The organism is Nocardia sp. NPDC004711 (assembly GCF_053601595.1).
This window is the reverse complement of sequence record NZ_JBSGCB010000082.1, coordinates 1-19042: the sequence shown is the minus strand read 5'-3', so window position 1 is coordinate 19042 and position 19042 is coordinate 1. Positions and strand designations below refer to the sequence as shown.

General features: G+C 70.2%; 16 protein-coding genes. 10 read left to right on the top strand and 6 right to left on the bottom strand.

Going from position 1 to position 19042, the window contains the following annotated elements; translation table 11 throughout:
- The first annotated feature begins 156 nt into the window (after positions 1–156).
- Positions 157–939, top strand: coding sequence for a helix-turn-helix transcriptional regulator (locus tag ACWEKS_RS44280; protein ID WP_452345686.1), 783 nt, complete (start codon positions 157–159; stop codon positions 937–939).
- A gap of 7 nt (positions 940–946) precedes the next feature.
- On the opposite strand, the gene ACWEKS_RS44275 is transcribed toward ACWEKS_RS44280, so the two are convergent.
- Positions 947–2695 carry an NTP transferase domain-containing protein gene (locus ACWEKS_RS44275; RefSeq protein WP_452345685.1) on the bottom strand — a complete coding sequence of 583 codons (1749 nt, stop codon included), beginning with the start codon at positions 2693–2695 and terminating at the stop codon, positions 947–949.
- A 355-nt stretch (positions 2696–3050) separates the two neighbouring features.
- Here ACWEKS_RS44275 and ACWEKS_RS44270 point away from each other — a divergent pair, with 355 nt between their 5' ends.
- On the top strand, positions 3051–3836 hold the full coding sequence (locus ACWEKS_RS44270; RefSeq protein WP_452345684.1) for an MmyB family transcriptional regulator: 786 nt from the start codon (positions 3051–3053) through the stop codon (positions 3834–3836).
- A 69-nt stretch (positions 3837–3905) separates the two neighbouring features.
- Here the strand turns inward: ACWEKS_RS44270 and ACWEKS_RS44265 are convergent, their stop codons facing one another.
- On the bottom strand, positions 3906–4787 hold the full coding sequence (locus tag ACWEKS_RS44265; protein ID WP_452345683.1) for an alpha/beta fold hydrolase: 882 nt from the start codon (positions 4785–4787) through the stop codon (positions 3906–3908).
- Positions 4788–4918: 131 nt separating this feature from the next.
- On the opposite strand from ACWEKS_RS44265, the gene ACWEKS_RS44260 reads away from it, so the two are divergent.
- Both ACWEKS_RS44260 and ACWEKS_RS44255 read left to right on the top strand, forming a co-directional pair.
- Positions 4919–5449, top strand: coding sequence for a hypothetical protein (locus tag ACWEKS_RS44260; protein WP_452345682.1), 531 nt, complete (start codon positions 4919–4921; stop codon positions 5447–5449).
- Between the two features lie 73 nt (positions 5450–5522).
- The gene (locus ACWEKS_RS44255) at positions 5523–5807 is read left to right on the top strand and encodes a WhiB family transcriptional regulator (protein WP_452345681.1); all 285 of its coding nucleotides are present in this window, start codon (positions 5523–5525) and stop codon (positions 5805–5807) included.
- A gap of 90 nt (positions 5808–5897) precedes the next feature.
- On the opposite strand, the gene ACWEKS_RS44250 is transcribed toward ACWEKS_RS44255, so the two are convergent.
- Genes ACWEKS_RS44250 through ACWEKS_RS44240 form a run of 3 tightly spaced genes read right to left on the bottom strand, consistent with a single transcriptional unit; the run spans position 5898 to position 7795 of the window.
- Entirely contained in the window at positions 5898–6656 is a 759-nt protein-coding gene (locus ACWEKS_RS44250) for a VOC family protein (RefSeq protein WP_452345680.1), read from the bottom strand.
- 35 nt (positions 6657–6691) lie between these two features.
- Positions 6692–6994, bottom strand: a complete 303-nt coding sequence (locus tag ACWEKS_RS44245) for an MGMT family protein (RefSeq protein ID WP_354840404.1) — start codon at positions 6992–6994, stop codon at positions 6692–6694.
- A gap of 15 nt (positions 6995–7009) precedes the next feature.
- The gene (locus tag ACWEKS_RS44240; protein ID WP_452345693.1) at positions 7010–7795 is read right to left on the bottom strand and encodes an alpha/beta fold hydrolase; all 786 of its coding nucleotides are present in this window, start codon (positions 7793–7795) and stop codon (positions 7010–7012) included.
- A 107-nt stretch (positions 7796–7902) separates the two neighbouring features.
- Here ACWEKS_RS44240 and ACWEKS_RS44235 point away from each other — a divergent pair, with 107 nt between their 5' ends.
- From ACWEKS_RS44235 to nudC, 4 genes are all read left to right on the top strand, one after another.
- A complete protein-coding gene (locus ACWEKS_RS44235) occupies positions 7903–11727 on the top strand; it encodes an ATP-dependent helicase (RefSeq protein WP_452345692.1) in 3825 nt (1274 codons plus the stop codon).
- Positions 11727–15479, top strand: coding sequence for an ATP-dependent helicase (locus tag ACWEKS_RS44230; RefSeq protein WP_452345679.1), 3753 nt, complete (start codon positions 11727–11729; stop codon positions 15477–15479). The genes ACWEKS_RS44235 and ACWEKS_RS44230 overlap by 1 nt, the downstream gene beginning before the upstream one ends.
- Positions 15480–15599: 120 nt before the next feature.
- Entirely contained in the window at positions 15600–16658 is a 1059-nt protein-coding gene (locus ACWEKS_RS44225) for a potassium channel family protein (RefSeq protein WP_379427177.1), read from the top strand.
- Positions 16659–16684: 26 nt separating this feature from the next.
- Complete coding sequence (gene nudC / locus ACWEKS_RS44220; protein ID WP_452345678.1) at positions 16685–17605, top strand: NAD(+) diphosphatase; 921 nt, start codon at positions 16685–16687, stop codon at positions 17603–17605.
- Positions 17606–17665: 60 nt separating this feature from the next.
- Here the strand turns inward: nudC and ACWEKS_RS44215 are convergent, their stop codons facing one another.
- Positions 17666–17917, bottom strand: a complete 252-nt coding sequence (locus tag ACWEKS_RS44215) for a mycoredoxin (protein ID WP_354840418.1) — start codon at positions 17915–17917, stop codon at positions 17666–17668.
- 129 nt (positions 17918–18046) lie between these two features.
- Between ACWEKS_RS44215 and ACWEKS_RS44210 the strand changes: the two genes are divergently transcribed.
- Positions 18047–18469 (top strand): SRPBCC family protein, encoded by a 423-nt coding sequence (locus tag ACWEKS_RS44210; protein WP_452345677.1) that lies wholly within the window; start codon positions 18047–18049, stop codon positions 18467–18469.
- Entirely contained in the window at positions 18466–18891 is a 426-nt protein-coding gene (locus ACWEKS_RS44205) for an EVE domain-containing protein (protein WP_452345676.1), read from the top strand. The genes ACWEKS_RS44210 and ACWEKS_RS44205 overlap by 4 nt, the downstream gene beginning before the upstream one ends.
- Positions 18892–19042: the final 151 nt, after the last annotated feature.

Here is a 19042-nt window from a genome sequence, read left to right as displayed (position 1 = left end):
TATACCAATAGGAGTATCCGGTGATACTGACTGGATTTGCCGCGCGGAACGGTTCGTATCCGAATCTGTGTAAGTATCCGTCTCGAAGGAGATCTCGGCGGCGCCTCCACAGGGAGGCGCGGTGGGCCACCGGGATTCCGTACAGGAGGGAACCAGGTGGGCGCGAAAGCGGTATATGGACAGGATTCTCAGGAACTCGAAGCACCCACCTTGGGAAACCTGCTCCGCCGCCTGCGTGACAATCGCGGTGTTTCGCGCGAACGCCTGGCATTCAATGCTGGTGTAAGCGCAAGTTACATCACGCATTTGGAGAAAGGCGACCGCGGCAACCCGACCCGGGAAGTGGTCGAGGCGCTCACCCGCTATCTGCACCGGCTGGACCCGCTGTCCACCGAGGACCGCCGCCAGCTCGGCGACCTCGCGGGCCTGGGATCGGGCGAGCTGCCCTCCCCGAGTGAACTGCGCGCGGCGATCACACCCGAGATGCTGCGGGCCCTGGAGCTGCACAGCCCGAATATGGCCGCCCTGCTCGACACCCGCGCCAACTTGCTGGCCAGTAATGACAGCTGGGACGCCGCCTTCCCGGGCCTGACCGAGGACGGCAATATGCTGCGCTGGTTCTTCGGCAATGAGCTGGCCACCCGGGTCATGGTGAACTGGGAGGCCGATGCCCGCCGGGTCACCCGCTGGATGCGCGGATTGATCGGGCGATCGGGCAATACCGACGGATTCGCCGATCTCATTCGTGATCTCGGGCAATTCCCGAAATTCCGGCAGGCCTGGTCCGAGGGCGGCGTGGAGTTCGCACCGCATGTGTGGGCCGTGCAGCTGCGCGATCCGGTCACCGGGCTGCGGCGCAAGGTCTATGCCCAGCACGGCCGACTCGACAGCGCCGCCTACCCGGGCCAGTTGCTGACAGTTCTCGGGCTACCCGCCTGAACCCGCGTCACCCACGCAGCGGGATGAATTCGGCCGGCGCGCCGTCCACGGCGTCGGCCGGGACGACCACCACGCCGTCGCGGTGCAGCAGATCGGCCAGGTGCGCGGTGCGCAGCCGGAGATCGCCCCGGAAGCCGCCGCCGGGCAGCGCCTGGGCCGGGACGATGCGCAACACCGGCGCGGTCAGCTCGGCGGCGTTCACGAGCGGGCCCACGATCGGGCGGGCCGGGGTCGCACCCGTCAGGCCCTCGACCGTGGCGCCGATCAGCGTGAGCAGGGTGGCGATCGCCGCGAACGGATTGCCCGGCAGCCCCAGCACGACTGTGCCGGAGGCCAATTGCGCGACCACCGTGGAACCCCCGGGCCGCAGGCGCAGGCGGCGCAGCAGCATGGCGGCCTCCGAGCGGTCCAGCGCCGAGCGCAGCTGATCGGCCGCGCCGCCGCCGGTCGCGCCGACGATGACGAGCAGATCGCAGTCCGCTGCCGCGGCCAGCACCTCGTCGAAGGCATTCGCGGTGTCGCGCAGGTGAACCCGATCGATAGTGGTCACGCCGTACCAGCCCAGGACATCGGGCAGGATGGGCCCGATCGAGTCCCGGGTCTGACCGCTGTGCAGCGGCCCTTCGCCGCGAATCTCGTCGCCGGTCATGACGATTCGCGCCCGCACCGGGCCGCGCACGTCCGCCGCCGCGACCTCCGCGCTGGCCGCCACCGAGATCAGCGCGGCTGTCACCGGGGTGCCCGCGGCCGCGACTTCCGCACCGGGGAGCCAGTATTCGCCGCGCCGGCGCACATCCTCGCGAATCGGGGTGTCCGGCAGCCGGTACAGCGTGCCGTCGGCCTCGAGGCGGACGAACTCGTCGCGCACCACCGAACCGGTCCCGTCGGGCACGTGCGCGCCGGTGGCGATCCGCACCGCCTCGCCGTCCAGCAGGCCCACCGGCCGCTGCCCGCCCGCGAAACCGATATCGCGGCGCAACTGCCAGGGCCCGTCGCCGCTCACCGCGTAACCGTCCATGGCCGAGACATCGAAGCGCGGCAGAGCGTCCGCCGCGAGCAGGGGCGCGGCCAGCGTCGCGCCGCGCGCGGCCCGCAGCACCGCGCGGTGCACCGGCAGCGGGGAGATGCTCCCGCGCAGCACATCCCGGGCCTCGTCGAGCCACAGCGGCGCGGCCGTGCGTGCCGCCCCGGTCCGGGCCCGCCGCACGTCCTCGGGGGTGTCGCAGTCGTCCACGCCGGGTAGCGTAACCATGGCGGTATCCACCGGCACCAGCGCCTTCATCGGCCGATTCACCAGGGAGTCCAGGTCTTTCAAAGCAGCGACCAGGGCGGCGCGCCGCCACACCCCGACCAGATACTGCGGGCGACCCGAGGCATCCGCGGCGAAGACCGCGTCGCTGCCGGATTCCCGTGCGTGGGAAAGCAATTCGTCCACCGCCCAGGCGGTGAGGAAGGGCATGTCGGCGGCCAGCACCACGATCAGCGCGGCCGGGAACTCACAGCCGGCGAGGGCGCCCAGCCCCGCGGCAATGGCCGCCACCGGGCCCGCTCCGGCCGGTATCTCCTGTGCCTGAAGGATTTCCGGCGGCAATTCGGGCCGATGCGGGCCCACCACCACGGTGCGTGCGCAGCCGGCGACCGCCGCCAGCGCCGCGTCCAGCATGGACTGCCCGCCGACCACGATGGCCGGCTTGTCCACCCCGCCCATCCGGCTGGCCTTTCCACCGGCCAGCACGATGGCGTCGACGGGTGTCACGATCCCGTTCCGGGGCAGGGGCGTGTCCTTCGTTCACAGCGCATGGTTGAAGATCGTAGTGGCAGGCTGTTCGGAGCTTGTTGGGCACGCCCGGAAACCTGCGCTTGCTAAGCAATTGCCGTTAGTCGTTACGTTATGAGATGTGCCACGACACATAGTAGAAATGGTGTTGTTTTAACGTTGAGAACAATCTCATATGGCAGTATCCGACCTGAGAACTGTCGGAGTACGCGGCGTTCGTCACAGTTCGCACCAGGCGTCACACCGGGTCCCACTGTCCGGTACCGGGAGGACTCGGAGCGATGAAGGTTGGTTGGCTGAATGTTTGCGGAGAGGGAACGGCGTGGTGCTGGGCGTGAAACCGGATAGGGACTCCGACGATCTGAAGCCGCCGACATTCGGACTGCTGCTGCGCCGCCTGCGTGATGAACGAGGCGTATCACGAGAAAGGCTGGCGTTCAATGCCGGCGTGAGCGCCAGCTACATCAGCCATTTGGAGAAGGGCGATCGCGGCCACCCCACCCGCGAAGTGGTGGATGCGCTGCTGCGATATCTGGACCGAATAACCCCGCTGTCGGCCGTCGAGCGCCGGCATCTGCTCGATCTGGCCGGACTCGGCGTGAGCGAATTCCCCACCGTGGAACAACTGCGCGGTGAAATCACCGACGACATGCGCCGCGCCCTCGAACTGCACGAACCAAATCTCGCCGCCTACGTCGACACCCGCTGGAATGTGCTCGCCTGCAACGAAAGCTACTCCCGTGCGTTCCCCGGGCTGGAGCGGGACATCAATATCCTGCGCTGGTTTCTGGGCAACGAGGCCGCCCGCGAGGTCATGGTCGAGTGGGAGGAGGAGGTCCGGCTGACCGTGCACTGGCTGCGCGGTCTGATCGCGAGCTCTGGAGATACCGCCTGGTCGGTTGAATTTCTCGGAGAACTCGGACGTTTCGGACTCTTCCGGGAAATGTGGGATGAGGGCGTCGCTGCCTACGGCCGGCCCCGCGCCACCATGCGCCTGCGCGATCGCGAGCGCAACCGGCGCTTCGATATCGCGGTGCAGCTGTTCAGTGTCTTCAATGCGGCCTACCCCAGCCAGATTCAAATCTTCCTCGGCATTCCGAGCTGGCACGAGGCCGGGTGAGAATCCGCCGGCCGTGACCGCCCCGGGCACGGCCCGCTCCCTCGAACACTCGGGGCAGACGGCTCCCCGTCACCGCACGGCTTGAGCCTCGCGTCCTCCGCGCATCCGCGGCCACGGTGTCGACAGCGCCCGCGCCAGCCGGTTCTCCCGCCGGGCGTTGGACAGCTCGACCAGCCGGATCAGCAGCGGTGCAACCACTTCCGGATGAGTCCAGGCCGCGCCGTGCCCCGCGCCCGGAATGGTGACCACACCGCCGGCCCCGGCCAGCCCGGTGGCCAACGCCTCGGACTTCTGGGCGGTGCTGGTGGCGTCGTGACTACCGCGCACCACCAGGGCGGGCACGGAGATCTCCGGTAGTCGATGCAGTACCGAGCGCCGGTCCATCAGGCACCGGGCGGCGGGCATGATGCTCTGGCGGTCGGAGTTGTACCAGCGGCTGGTCCAGGCGCGCCACAGCCGCGGATCGGTGCCGCCGATGAGCTGCGGGGCCAATTCGGCGACCAGCGGGGCCAGCGGCTCCGGGCCGGTCCAGCATTCGAAGAATTCGCGGTAGTAGGCCAATTCGGCCGGATTGCACGCGGTGGCCTCGGTATCGATCAGGGCCAGACCCTGCACCCGCTCCGGCGCCAGCAGCGCCATGCGCAATGCGGCGTAGCCGCCCTGGCTCATTCCGCCGACGACCGCCCTCTCGATTCCGAGGTCGTCGAGGACCGCAAATCCGTCCGCGGCCAGATCCCAATAGCTGAACGGTTCGCCATCTGGTGACTGGGTGCGACCATGGCACCGCGCATCGACTGTTACGAGATTGACACCGGCGTCTGCCAGAGGTTCGCGCATCGGCTCGAACATCGACTCGTCCATGAAGAACCCGTGGGCGAGCAGCAGGGTCGGGCCGTTGATCTGGCTGGTGACGTAATGAACTGTTGCAGAACCTGATCGCACATAAGGCATGGTCGGACCCTAAACGGCGGAAGCGGCCGCTCCCTACATGTTTGCCCGCGTGGTGCCAGGCACCGTTCGGTGAGGTTCCCGACGGGTACCCACACTGGCCAGTGTCAGTACTGCTAGGGGTTTGCCCCAGATTGCCTCAAAACTGGACAACAAGATCACGAGCCACTTTTAATCAGGCCGTGACGCTTTTGGGACAAGCGCAATTTCAAGGGAGGAAACAAATGTTCGACGTCACCACCGCAACTCGACGCGATGACTTCCGGATCGATCGCGGCGCGGGATTGCGGGAGTCGCTCGAAGGTCTGCTGTTGCACGACGGGGTCGGCCTGGATGCGCGTATGCGCCACGCGATTTCGGCCGTGGTTCACCTCGCGGTAGATGCTCCGCTCGGCATTCCGGAAGACGCCGAAGAATTCCTCGGCCGGCTGGATGCCTCCTGGCTGTTCGCCGCCTGGAATGACAGTGATCAGGAACTGTCTCTGCTGAATACCCTCGCGTGTGGCGAGGTTCCGGCATTGAGCTGGTGCGAACTCATGTTCACCACCGCGTTCGCGCCGTGGTCGAGTGCCCCGGCGGCCGTGCACGCCCGTCGGATCTTCGGCAATGGTGAGCAGGCCCGTCTCGCCGCCGTCGGTGGTGACTGCGGTATGAGCCGCGCATGAAACATACCGCGCGTTCTTCTTTCTGATACTTCGCGCGTACCTCTTACTGATACTTATTGAAGGGATAGAGGAAGTGAAGCTGCTTTTCACCAATTTCGACGCAATGTTCGAATCCCTCGCCCGCCGTGACGGAGCCGAGAGCGAATCCTGGCATCAACAGGCGCTGTGCACCCAAACCGATCCCGAGGCATTCTTTCCCGACAAGGGCGGCTCCACCCGGGAGGCCAAGCGCATTTGCTCCTCCTGCGAGGTGCGCAAGGAATGCCTCGACTACGCAGTCACCAACGATCAGCGCTTCGGCATCTGGGGCGGCCTTTCGCCGCGCGAGCGCCGTCGTTACGAGCGCGGCGCGGCCTGACAGGTAATCGCACCCGCTGGGTGATCCGGCTCAGCGCGGAGCACGGAATTGCCTGATCCTCGCGCGGGGAAGCGGCCGGGATCAGGAGCGTCAATCGATAGTCGCTCGTAAGAGACAGAATTCATTGGTCTCCGGATCGGCCAGGACCAGGACCGGCTCGACAGCCGGTGACCCACCGCCGAACCGCGGTGCGTCGGGGCCGACCGGAACTGCGCCCGCGGCCCGCAACCGGGCCGCCTCCACGACGGGATCGTCGCTGGGGAAGGTGACGAGATCCAGATGGAGACGGCTGCGCTCACCCGGCGCCGCCGGCTCGAGCAGGAATTCCAGCCACGGGCCCTGCCCGGTAGCGGCCCGGATACCCGCGTAGCGGGCGGTCCGGTGGGTGAGTGGCCAGCCGCTGGCGGCGGACCAGAACTCGGCCAGCCGCGACGGGTCCCGGGTATCCATCACGATGGCCGCGACCGGACCGGTGTCCACGTACTGCTCACGCGGCTCCAGCACACAGAACTCATTGCCCTCGGGATCGGCCAGCACCGTCCACGGCACCGCGCCCTGGCCGATGTCCAGCCGGCGGGCGCCCAGGGCCAGCGCCCGGTCCACCTGCAGCCGCTGATGATCCAGCGAGCGGCTGCACAGATCCAGGTGGATGCGGTTCTTGGCGGTCTTGGGCCGCCGCGACGGGAGGAAGGTGAGCGCCACGTCCGGAGCATCCGGGTCCGGTGCGGCGACATCGACCTCGCCGGGCCGGTCCACCGTCACCTCCCAGCCCAGCAGCTCGGCCCAGAACCGGGCCGCCGCCCTGGGCTCGACCGCATCGAACACCACGCAGGCCAGACGGGTGGACATCTTTTCACGGTAACCGGCGGGCGGGGTGGCGCGTATCAGGTTTCGGCGAACCGGTAACGGGCGCGCCGCAGGTCCACCCGGCCGTCCGCGATCGGACAGCCCTCGGCGGCCAGCTCGGCCAGCTGCCGATGCGCCAAATGTGGTGCGGGCGTGCCGTTTGCGCGCAGGACCCGGTGCCACGGCAGGTCCGCGGAATCGGTGCGCATGATCCAGCCGACCGTGCGCGGCGTGGACAGACCCGCCGCGGCCGCGATATCGCCATAGGTGGCGACCCGGCCGGGCGGAATGGCCGCGACCAATTCGCGCACTCGCTCGACTTCGGCTTCGGTGGTTGGCATTTCGCGCCTCCTGGGTCAGAGCAGGGCACGGACCAGCGCGGCGGTCCGCACCGGCCGCGCCTGCGCGACCATGTGGTCGCAATCGAATTCGTGGACGGTGAGCCGGTCACCCAGATGAGCGGTGAGCGCCGCGCGGAAGTCCGGCGACACCAGCGGCGGGTTCACCTTCATCGCCTGCACCATGACCGTCGGCATCTCGCGGGGCGGCAGCACGAAGTCCCGGGCGATCTCGCCCCAGAAGGCGATGATCGCCGGCATGGTCATCCGCCAGCCCACCCGGCCGTTCACGGTGGGCACCAGGTGCTCCGCCAGCTCGGCATCCAGGACCGCGGGGTCCACCTCGGCCCACGAGGTCTCCAGCTTGTCGAACCGGGCCTGTTCGAGACTCTCGTAATCCGGCGCCGCCAGCATGGAATTCGCGATGGTCAGCATGCGCTCGGGCTCCAGGCCGATGGCCGGATCCAGCAAGACCAGCCCGCGCACCAGTTCCGGGCGGCGATGCGCCAGATGCACCGCGGTGGCCGCGCCGAACGAATGCCCGAGCACCACCACGGGTTCGCTCGTCTCGTTCTCCAGGAGCGCCGCGAGATCATCGACGAGAGTTTCGAAATCCCACGGCGGCACGCCGGGCGACCTCCCGTGCCCCCGCAGATCCGGTGCAATGATCCGGACATCGGGGAGATGCTCGTCGGCCAGCGCCTGCCAGCGCCGGCCGTGGCCCGTCAACCCGTGCAACGCCAGCACGACCGGACCGGTCGGGGGACCGAAACGATGACTATGAAGCTCCACCACGCTGCCCATTCTGCTGCCTGCGCCCGATATGAACAGCTTCCGGACTGTGATCGGCGGCACGGCCAACTCATGGCAAACGAAACCTGTCGGGGCGGTCTGTTGAAATAGCCGACGTGATGCGATCGGATAGCTCGGTGCAATTGGTGCGCCGGGCCGAGGCGGAGACCCCCTCACGGGAGTGGGACGCCGCCCTCCGGCCGCTGTTCGACGACCTCGGCGCCGACCCCGGCTGGCAGCCCTGGCAGGTGCTCGGCGGACCCGGGACCGGCAAGACCGCACTGCTGGTCGATGTGGCCGCCGCGCGCATCCTGGCCGGGGCCCCGCCCGAATCGGTGCTGGTGCTCACCTACACCAAGCGCGCCGCCACCGCCGTGCGCACCGCCATCACCGCCCGCGTCGCCGCGGCCGATCCGGAACTGGGCGGGGTGCCCGGCGCCACCCGCGGGCCGCTGGTGCGGACCATCCACTCCTACGCCTTCGGACTGCTGCGCTCCTTCGCGGCGGCGCACGGCAATCCGCCGCCGCGCCTGCTCACCGGATCCGAGCAGGACATCGTGGTGCGCGAACTGCTGCGCGGCGACCTCGCCGACGGTGCCGCCGCATGGCCCGAAAGGCTGCATCCCGCGCTGCCCGCCGCCGGATTCGCCGAACAATTGCGGGACCTCATGCTGCGGGCCACCGAACGTGGTCTGGGGCCCGAGGATCTCATCGAACTCGGGCGCGCCCACGACCATCCGGAATGGGTCGCCGCCGGGCGCTTCGCCGAACGTTATGAGCAGATCATGATGCTGCGCTGGTCGGTCGGCATGGACGTGCCCGAGGCCAGCGCCCCCGCCCTCGACGCCGCCGAACTCGTCACCGCCGCCCTGGACGCCTTCTACACCGACACCGAACTCCTTGCCGCCGAACGCAATCGGCTGCACTGCATCCTCGCCGACGACGCCCAGCACCTCGATCCCCATGCCGCCCAGCTCATCCGCGCCCTGGGCAGCGGCGCCGCCACCACGGTCATCGCCGCCGACCCCGACCAGGCCGTCTACACCTTCCGCGGCGCCGACCCCCGCTTCGCCGCCGACCCCGACGCCCCCGCCGGCCGCCGCATCATCCTGCGCCACAACCACCGCTCCACTCCCGCTATCCAGGAAATAGCCGACCGCATAGCCGCCCGCCTCCCCGGCGCCGCGCCCCACCGCACTCCACCGCCCGATTCCCGCCCCACCGCCGCCACCTTCGATTTCCTCCACGAGATCGCCGCCGGCCTCGTGGACGGCGACGAATCACGCGGTGCCACAACCCCGCCGCACATCGACGGCCCAGCCGGCGCATCGGGACCGAACGACACGACGTCCACGACTGCCAACGGCGGCACACGCCGTTCGAACGGCATCCGGCACGCCGCCGCGGCCGCGCCGCACACGACCGGCGCAGGCGATCGGGGCGGCACCGGGCGTAGTCGGGTCGGAGCGAGCGATTCGGCGCGGCGCGCGGCCGGGGGTACCGATCAACGCGGTCGATCCGAGAGTGCCCGGGGCGGTACACAGTCCGGTGGCGAGGTGCGGGTGCAGGTGCTGACCACACCGGCGAAGGAGGCGGCACTGATCGCCGATCATCTGCGGCGCGCGCATCTCACCCACGGGGTGCCCTGGTCGCACATGGCGGTGATCGTGCGGTCGGTGCCGCTGTCGCTGGCGCCGCTGCGGCGGGCCCTGCTGGCCGCCGGTGTGCCGGTGCGGCAGCCGCCGGCGGATGTTCCGCTCGCGCGGCGGCGGGGCGCGGTGTGGATGTTGCTGGCGCTGCGGGCCGTAACCGCGGGCGATCCGACCTCGGTGCGGCATCCGCGGCCGATTGCGTTCACCGCCGACGACGCGCTCGACCTGCTGGCCGGACCGCTGGGCGGCGCCGACCAGATCAGCCTGCGGCGGCTGCGGCGCGGTATCCGGCGCACGGTCATGGAGCTCGGATATCCGGAGCGTGCGACCGACGACGATGCCGAGCGCGATTCGATCGGCGCGGCCGAATCCGATGCGACGGAATCGGATCCGACAGACAGCGGGCGACTGTCCGAGTCGCCCGGTGCGGGTGCGGGCTCGTCGTCTGCTGCCGCACCGCCGCGTGGCGACAGCCCGGTCCGGCCGCGGCCGGACGCCGAATTCGACCGGGATGCGGAGCGATTCGCCGACCTGGATCGGTCGTCGGCGGAGATGCTGCGGGATCTGCTGGTAGGGGCCGGGAATCGGGTGGTGCTGGAGAAGCTCACGCCGGTGGAGGCCGCGCCGCTGCGGCGGGTGCTGAAGGCGCTGGGGCGGGCGCGGAAGGTGCGGCGGGACGGGGGCGGGCTGGAAGACGTGATGTGGGGGGTGTGGACGGGCTCCACGCTCGAGCGGCGGTGGGTGGGGCAGTCCGAGCGCGGGGGAGCGGTCGGGATGCAGGCCGATCGGGACCTCGACGCGGTGGTCGGGTTGTTCGAGGCGGCCGCGGCGTATGTGGACCGGCTGCCGCGCGCCACCATCGAAGGATTCGTGGAATACCTGGAGCAGCAGGAGATTCCGCAGGACAACGCGCCGATCACCGATCCGGGCGAGGCGGTGACCATCTGCAGCGCGCACGCGGCCGCCGGGCGAGAGTGGGACACCGTGGCGGTGGCGGCCGTGCAGGAGGGCATCTGGCCCAATCTGCGGCCGCGCGGCACCCTGCTCGGCGTCGAGGATCTGGTGGATCTGCTGGCGGGCGTGGGCGGTTCGGGGGAGAAGGTGAGCCGGGCCGCGCCGCTGCTGGCCGAGGAGCGGCGACTGCTGCTGGTGGCGTGCAGCCGGGCGCGCCGGTCACTGCTGGTGACCGCGGTCGAATCCGTCACGGGGGACCAGGATCTGGTGCCGTCGCGATTCCTGGCCGACATGGACGGGGAGGCCGCCGACGGCCAGCCGGGCCGGATCCCGCCGCCGGTGGACCCGGGCCGTGCCCTGGCCATGCACGCCCTCATCGCCGAATTGCGGGCCGCCGCCTGCGATCCCGAGACCGCGCCGGAGCGCCGCCTGCGCGCGGCCCGGCAGCTGGCGCGGCTGGCGGCGGCCGGGGTGCGCGGCGCACACCCGGACGACTGGTACGGCACCGCGGAGCTCTCCTCGGCGAATCCGTTGTGGGACAGCGAAGAAGGCGCGATCTCGCTGTCGCCGTCCACCGTGGATCAGCTGAAGACCTGCCCGCTGCGCTGGGCGCTGGAACGGCACGGCGGCGGCGACGGCGAGAACCCGCACGCGCTCAAGGGCAATCTGGTGCACACCCTGGTACAGGCGCTGGCCGGGCAGGTCAGCGAGGACCAGGTCAAACAGGCCCTGGCCAAGGCGTGGAAGAAGGTCGACCCCACCGCCCGCGACGGCGAGAACTGGCACTCCCGGGCGGAACTGCGCCGCACCGAGACCATGGTCGACACCTTCCTGGCCTGGCTGCGCAATACCCGCGACGAGCTCACCGCCATCGGCGTCGAGGTGCCGGTGGACTGCGTGCTGCCCGCCCGCGGCCCCGGCGAACAGCCGGTGCGGATCAGCGGCCGCGTCGACCGGGTGGAACGAGATGCCCTGGGCCGCTTCGTCATCGTCGACGTGAAGACCGGCAAGACCCCCATCTCCAAGCAGGCCGCCGAGGAGCACGCACAGCTGGCCACCTATCAGGTCGCCGCCGCCGAGGGCGCGCTCGGCGAGGGCGAGCCCGGCGGCGCGCGCCTGGTCTACGTGGCCAAGCCCAGCAGCAAGGAGGGCGCGACCCAGCGCACCCAGCCGCCGCTGGACGCGGACGGAATCGAGACCTGGCGCACCGTCATCCACGACGCCGCCGATGCCTCCAAGGGCCCCAGCTACCTCGCCATGCGCAATGACGGCTGCCGTCACTGCAAGGTGGCCGGCAGCTGCCCCGTGCAGGACACCGGCCGGCAGGTGACGGACTAGTGCGCGTCACCCCGCGTCAGCTCGCCGACGCGCTGGGTCTGCCGCCGCCCACCGACGAACAAGCCGCCGTCATCGCCGCCCCGCCGGGACCCACCCTGGTGGTGGCGGGCGCGGGTGCGGGCAAGACCGAGACCATGGCCGCCCGCGTGGTCTGGATGGTGGCCAACGGCCTGGTCGAACCCGAACAGGTACTGGGACTGACCTTCACCCGCAAGGCCGCCCAGCAGCTCACCCAGCGCATCCGCACCCGCCTGGCCCGGCTGGCCGGCGCACCGGTGGTGCGCGACATCGACCCCACCGGCCACCTGCGCGCCCAGCTCACCTCGTCCGAACCGGAGATCAGCACCTACCACTCCTACGCGGGCCGCCTGCTCACCGAATACGGCCTGCTGCTGCCGGTCGAACCCACCGCCACCCTGCTCACCCAGACCCAGCTGTGGCAGCTCGCCTACCGGGTCGTCTCCACCTGGGACGGCGACCTCGACACCGACCGCAGCCCCGTCGGCGTCACCGAGGCCGTGCTCGCCCTCTCCGGCCAGCTCGCCGAACACCTGGTGGAACCGCACCAATTGGCCGCGGCCCACCTGGAATTGGAGCGCCTCGTCCACACCCTCCCCGCCGGACCCCGGCAGAAGGGCGGCCCCAAGAAGGCTCTCCTCGACCTCCTCGAAGCTCAGCACGAGCGCGTCGCCCTGCTGCCCCTGGTGGATCGCCTCGCCGAGGAACTGCGCCGCCGCGGCGCCCTGGACTTCGGCGCGCAAATGTCCTTGTCGGCCCGCCTGGCCGCCACCCACGCGGAAGTCGGTGCGGCCGAACGCGATCGCTTCCGCCTCGTCCTCCTGGACGAATACCAGGACACCGGCCACTCCCAGCGCATCCTGCTCTCCTCCCTCTTCGGTGCGACGGCTCAACCCGACCCGGCCGCCGCGCGGACTCGGCAACCGCTGGCCGTGACCGCGGTCGGCGACCCCATGCAGTCGATCTACGGCTGGCGTGGCGCGTCGGCGGCCAATCTGCCGCGCTTCGCCACCGACTTCCCCAGTGCCCCAGGGATTCCCGCGCCGATCCTGCCGCTGCTCACCAGCTGGCGGAATCCGCCGGAGGCCCTGGATCTGGCCAACCTGGTGTCGGATCCCCTGCGCGAGCGGGCGGCGCGCGGCGGGGGAGTGACGGTGGACGCGCTGCGGCCCCGCCCGGACGCCACGGCCGGACTGGTCGCCTTGGCGCTCGCGGAAACCGTTGCGGTGGAACGGGAGTGGGTCGCCGAGCGGATCGCCGCCGAATGGGAGACCGCGAACGACGCGAGCGACCCGCCGCCCACCTCCGCGGTGCTGGTGCGGCGCAATGCCGATGCCGCCCCGCTCGCGGAAGCCTTGCGGGAGCGCGGATTACCCGTGGAGATCGTCGGCCTGGGCGGGCTGCTGCACACGCCGGAGGTCGCCGATATCGTCGCCACCCTGCGCCTGGTCGCCGACCCGTCGGCCGGTAGCGCGGCGGTGCGCATTCTGACCGGTGCCCGCTGGCGGATCGGCGTCGCGGACATCGCGGCCCTGTCCCGCCGTGCCCGGGAACTGTCCATCCGCCGCCCCGCCGGGCAGGCCGACGCCATCACCGACACCGCCACCCTGGACGAGGCGCTGCGCGAGGTCGCGCCCGAACCCGCCGAGAAGGCCGGACTCGGCGACGCCATCGCCGATCCCGGTGAGCCGGACCAGTATTCGGCCCAGGGCTTCGCCCGCATCACGGCGCTCGGGCGCGAGCTCTCCGCGCTTCGTGAGCGCGCCGGGCAGCCGCTGGCCGAACTGGTCGCCGATGTGGAGCGGACCATCGGCATCGGCGTGGAGACCCAGGCCCGCCGCACCCACGCCGCCGCCGGGCGCGAGCACCTCGACGCCTTCGCCGAGGTGGTGGCCGGATACTCGGCCGACCACCGCTCCTCCCTGTCCGGCCTGCTCGACTTCCTCGCCGCCGCCGAAGAGGTCGAAAACGGTTTGGAGCCAGGCGAAGTCGAGGTCGCCCACGACCGCGTCCAGGTGCTCACCGTGCATGCGGCCAAGGGCCTGGAATGGGAGGTGGTCGCGGTCCCGCACGTGGTGGACGGCACCTTCCCGTCCGGCACCGGCACCGCCACCTGGATGGGCGCGCTCGCCGAACTCCCGACCGCGCTGCGCGGCGACCGTGAGCAGGAGGACGCCACCGACGGCGTCCCCGTCCTCGACCTGGCCGACCTCCACGACCGCGCCGACCTGGAACGCGCCCTCGACGACCATAAGAAGGCCCTCGCTGCCCGCCGCCTCGACGAGGAACGCCGGCTGTTCTACGTGGCCCTCACCCGCACCGAGCGCGCCCTGTTCGTCTCGGCCCACCACTGGTCGGAGACCGGCTCGAAACCCAAGGGCCCCTCCGCCTTTCTGCTCGAGCTCAAACACGAGACCGAGGCCCCGGGCTCGGAGCTGGCGCGCGGGGTGCACATCGACCGCTGGGACGATCCGCCCCTGCCCGACACCCCCAACCCCTTCACCGACAACCCGCAGACCGCCACCTGGCCGCGCGACCCGCTCGGCGCCCGCCGCGAATTCGTGGAGGAGGGGGTGACCCTGGTCAAGGCCGCACTCGACACCCTGCGCGCCGAATCCCGCCCACAGCAGACGGAACTCGACTTCGGACCCGAATTCAGCGGCGCCGCAGCCGATCCCGAGCCGGAGGACGAGGATCCCGAAGGCTGGGCCGAGGATGTCAGTGCCCTCATCGCCGAGCATCGCGCCGCCGAACAGGCCGTGCGCGAGGTCGAACTGCCCGGCCAGCTCGCCGCCACCGCCCTGGTCGACCTGAGCGCCGATCCCGCGAAACTCGCCGCCCGCCTGCGCCGTCCGCTCCCGTACCCGCCCAGCCCCTACACTCGCCGCGGCACCGCCTTCCACGCCTGGCTGCAGCGCTGGTTCGGCGGCGCGCGCCTGCTCGGCTTCGAGGAACTGCCCGGCGCGGCCGACATCACCGACACCGACGCCGACCTCATGCGTCTGCAGGAGGCCTTCCTCGCCTCCCCGTGGGCCGACCGCAATCCCGTCGAGGTGGAGATCTCCTTCGAAACCACCATCGCGGGCACCGTGATTCGCGGCCGCATGGATGCCGTCTTCCGCCGCCCCGACGGCACCTGGGTCATCGTCGACTGGAAGACCGGCGCGGAACCGCAACGCGCCGACGAGGATTCGGTCGCCGTCCAGCTCGCCGTCTACCGGCTGGCCTGGGCCCGTCTGGAGGCCGCCCGCAGTGGCCGCGCCGAATCCAACCTGCTGGCCGAGACGGTCGCCGCCTTCCACTACGTCCGCACCGGCCGCACCATCGCCCCCGAACACCTGCCCGGCCCAGCCGAACTCGCCGCCATCATCACCGACGCGGCGCCCCGCCGGATTCCGCCGACCCCGCCCGAACCCCCGCTCCCGCCCGAGCCGGACGACGACGACCCGGGTCCTGTCGAGCCCACCGATGTCGAAATGCTGCGTCTCCCGGCCGCTTCGGGACGATCCGCACCCGCCGGATACGACGATGAACCCGCGCCCGGGTTCGAGCCGCCGCCCGACCCGGAAGCGCCACCCGGCTCCGATGCGCCACCGGCCTCGGCGCCGATGCCCACCGAGCGCGCCGATGCCCGCCCGGGCTCGCACCGGGATCCGGTGCCGGGCTTCGATTTCCCACCCGATTTGGAGCCGCCACCCGATCCGGAATCGGTGCCGCCGGACCCGCTGTACTGAGCCCCGGACCGCCGCGCGACTTCGCGACGCGCGCCCGCCGAAACCGCCGCACGGCGTTTCGCCCGGTACGCTCCGGACCTGTGCCGCAGCCAGAAGTGCCCGAAATGACCGGTGATTCACGTGTTCGGTGACTCCTCGCGCGGACTGGCCGGTCTCACCGAGCGGCCCGACCACGCTCTGGTCGGCGTCCTGCGGGTCCCCTCGGCCCAGTCCAGCCCCTGGTACTCCCTGGTGCGGCGGCTGGGCGTGGCGGTGCTGCTGCTGGTGGCGGCCACCCTGGTGGTGTACATCGGACGCGACGGCTACCACGACAACGCCCGCGACCGGATGGGCCTGCTGGACTGCGCCTACTACGCCACGGTGTCGCTGTCGACCACCGGCTACGGCGACATCACACCGGTCACCCCCACCGCGCGGCTGATCAATATCCTCATTGTCACGCCGCTGCGGATCCTGTTCCTCATCGTCCTGGTCGGCACCACCCTGGCGGTGCTCACCGAACGATCCCGGCAGGCGTTCAAGATTCAGCGATGGAGGCGCACCGTGCGTAATCACACCGTGGTAGTCGGCTACGGCACCAAGGGCCGCACCGCAGTGGACGCCATGCTGGCCGACGGCGCGCAGGCCGGCGACATCGTGGTGGTCGACACCGACCCGCAGGTGCTCGAATTCGCGGCGAATGCCGGACTGGTGACGGTGCATGGCTCGGCCACCAAGTCGGATGTGTTGCGGCTGGCCGGAGTTCAGCACGCCGCTGCCGTCGTGGTGGCCGCCAACCGCGACGACACCGCCGTCCTGGTCACCCTCACCGCCCGCGAAATCAATCCCAGGGCAAAGATTTCCGCGGCGGTGCGCGAGGCCGAGAACACCCACCTGCTGCGTCAATCCGGCGCCGACTCGGTGGTGGTGTCCTCCGAGACCGCCGGCCGCCTGCTCGGCATCGCCACCACCACCCCGGCGGTGGTCGACATGATCGAGGACCTGCTCACCCCCGAGGCCGGCTTCGCCATCGCCGAACGCGACGTGGAGACCGAGGAGATCGGCGGCTCCCCGCGTCACCTGCGCGACATCGTGCTGGGCGTGGTCCGCGACGGCCGCCTCATCCGCGTCGGCGATCCCGAGACCGACGCCCTCGAGACCGGGGACAAGCTCCTCTATCTGCGCCGCGTCCACGCCTGACGATCACGCCCGTCTAGTCTCGGGGTGTGTCAGGTTTCCAGCTGAATGCCGTTCCGGTGCTGTCCCGTACCTCACTCGACCGGGCCGAAGACCTCCGCTCCGACGAACAGGCCCTGAAAGAGGGCTGGGCCCAGGCCAAACTCCTGCGAATGAACAAGCGCGGCCAGGTGCGCGTCGACAACGGGACCGTGGTGCTCGAGCCCGCACTCACCCTCGCCCCCGAACGTACGCCCGAGGCCGTCTTCCTCGGCGTCGACGACGGCACCCACCTGTGGGCCGTGCGCGACAACACCATCGAGGGCACGCTGGCCGACCTGCGCGCCTACGGCTCCACCCTGGACCTCGACGATTTCGGCACCGGCCTGCTCTCCACCGCCATCGCCCTGCTGAACTGGCACGACAAGGCGGTCTTCAGCGCCGTCGACGGCACCCCCACCAGAGCTGCCAACGGCGGCTGGTCGCGCATCAGCGAAACCGGGCACGAGGATTTCCCGCGTACCGACCCGGCCGTCATCTGCCTCATCCACGACGGCGGCGACCGCGTGCTGCTGGCCCGCCAGCACACCTGGCCGCAGGGGTTGTTCTCGCTGCTGGCCGGTTTCGTGGAGGCGGGGGAGTCGCTGGAACGCTGCGTCGAACGCGAGATCAAGGAGGAGGTCGGCGTCGACGTCCGCGAGATCCGCTACCTGGGCAGCCAGCCCTGGCCCTTCCCGCGCTCGCTCATGCTCGGCTTCGCCGCCGTCGCCGACCCGGACCAGCCGCTGTCCTTCCACGACGGCGAGATCGCCGAGGCCTACTGGTTCACCCGCGACGAGGTGCGGGCCGCGCTGGCCGCGGGCGCGTGGGGATCGCCCACCGGGGCCACCGGCGGCGAGGCGAAACTGCTGCTGCCGGGGTCGATTTCGATCGCCCGGACCATTGTCGAATCCTGGGCCGCCGAAAGCTGATCGGGCACAACAAGAAGCCGCACACCTACCGGTGTGCGGCTTCTTTCTTCATCCCCGGGGCTAGCCGATGGCGGCCAGGGCCTCTTTCACCTGTACCAGGGTGGGGTTGGTGGCCGTCGAGCCGTCGCGGTACTTCACGGTCGGCACAACGTGATTGCCGTTGTTCACGCTGCCCACGAATTCGGCGGCATCGGGATGGTCCTCGATGTCGATCACCTCGTAGGTGATGCCGGCCTCGTCGAGCTGCTTCTTGAGGCGACGGCAGTAGCCGCACCAGGTCGTCGAGTACATGGTCAGATCGGTAGCAGTCACGGACGGTGCAACATACTCGCCGCGGATCGTGTTCCCCGCGGAGGGTCGGTTGTGAGCCGATCGACCCTGTTCCGAACCGATCGAAGATCAGGGGTTGACGCAGAAGTACTAAGCGCGCATACTAATTGCATGACGTTCATCGCTGAAGCCTCCGCCACCTCGACCGCCACCCCCGCCGCCTTCTTCACCAAGTGGGCCGACATGGCCACCTGGCCCGAGTGGAACCAGGACACCGAGTGGGTCACCCTCGACGGCCCCTTCCAGCAGGGCGCCACCGGCACCCTCAAGCCCAAGGGTGGTCCCAAGACCAAGTTCGTCGTCACCAAGCTCACCGACACCGAATTCGTCGACTCGTCCAAGCTGATCGGCGCGCGGCTGATCTTCGCCCACGAGGTCACCACCGACGGTGAGCGCACCACTGTGAAGGTCCGCATCACCATGGAGGGCCCGCTGCGCGGCCTCTGGAACAAGATCATGGGCGGTAATCTCGCCAAGTCCCTGCAGGGCGATGTCGAGGCGCTGGTCGCGGCCGCCGAGGCGGTGCTGGTATGAGCACCAGGTACTGGCTCGCGGTCGTCTCCCGCGATCATGTCCGCCGGGGTGTGGAACTCGGCTTCGCGCAGGCCAATCACGGCAAGCGCGCGGCCGTGGAACGCATGAAGGCCGGGGACGGACTGGTCTACTACTCGCCCCGCACCGGCATGCGCGAGGGCGAACCGATCAAATCCTTCACCGCCATCGGCACCGTCGCCGATGGCCCGGCCTGGCAGGTCGAGGAACAGGGCGGCTGCTTCCGCCCCTGGCGGCGCGCGGTCGACTACGACCGCGCGGCCCGCGAGGTCCCCATCGACGACCTGCGCACCGAGCTCGACCTGACCAGCGTCCCCAACTGGGGGATCGTGCTGCGCCGCGGCCTGGTCGAGCTAACCGCCCACGATTTCGACCGCATCTCCCGCGCTATGGTCGGGCAGTGATGGCGAATGACGGATTGCGCACCGAATTCGAGCACGCCGACGAAAGCCCCGGTCTCTTGCTCTGGCAGGTGACCAACCGCTGGCAGGCCGCGCAACGCGCGGCACTGGCCCCCTTCGACCTGACCCACGTCCAATTCGTCCTGCTCGCCTC

What these genes read in the sequence shown, in the direction of transcription:
- ACWEKS_RS44210 (WP_452345677.1), top strand. Translation starts at nt 18,047, where the DNA reads ATGACGTTCATCGCTGAAGCCTCCGCCACCTCGACCGCCACCCCCGCC.
- ACWEKS_RS44235 (WP_452345692.1), top strand. Translation starts at nt 7,903, where the DNA reads ATGCGATCGGATAGCTCGGTGCAATTGGTGCGCCGGGCCGAGGCGGAG.
- ACWEKS_RS44265 (WP_452345683.1), bottom strand. Translation starts at nt 4,787, where the DNA reads ATGCCTTATGTGCGATCAGGTTCTGCAACAGTTCATTACGTCACCAGC.
- ACWEKS_RS44245 (WP_354840404.1), bottom strand. Translation starts at nt 6,994, where the DNA reads ATGCCAACCACCGAAGCCGAAGTCGAGCGAGTGCGCGAATTGGTCGCG.
- ACWEKS_RS44240 (WP_452345693.1), bottom strand. Translation starts at nt 7,795, where the DNA reads ATGGGCAGCGTGGTGGAGCTTCATAGTCATCGTTTCGGTCCCCCGACC.
- ACWEKS_RS44250 (WP_452345680.1), bottom strand. Translation starts at nt 6,656, where the DNA reads ATGTCCACCCGTCTGGCCTGCGTGGTGTTCGATGCGGTCGAGCCCAGG.
- ACWEKS_RS44205 (WP_452345676.1), top strand. Translation starts at nt 18,466, where the DNA reads ATGAGCACCAGGTACTGGCTCGCGGTCGTCTCCCGCGATCATGTCCGC.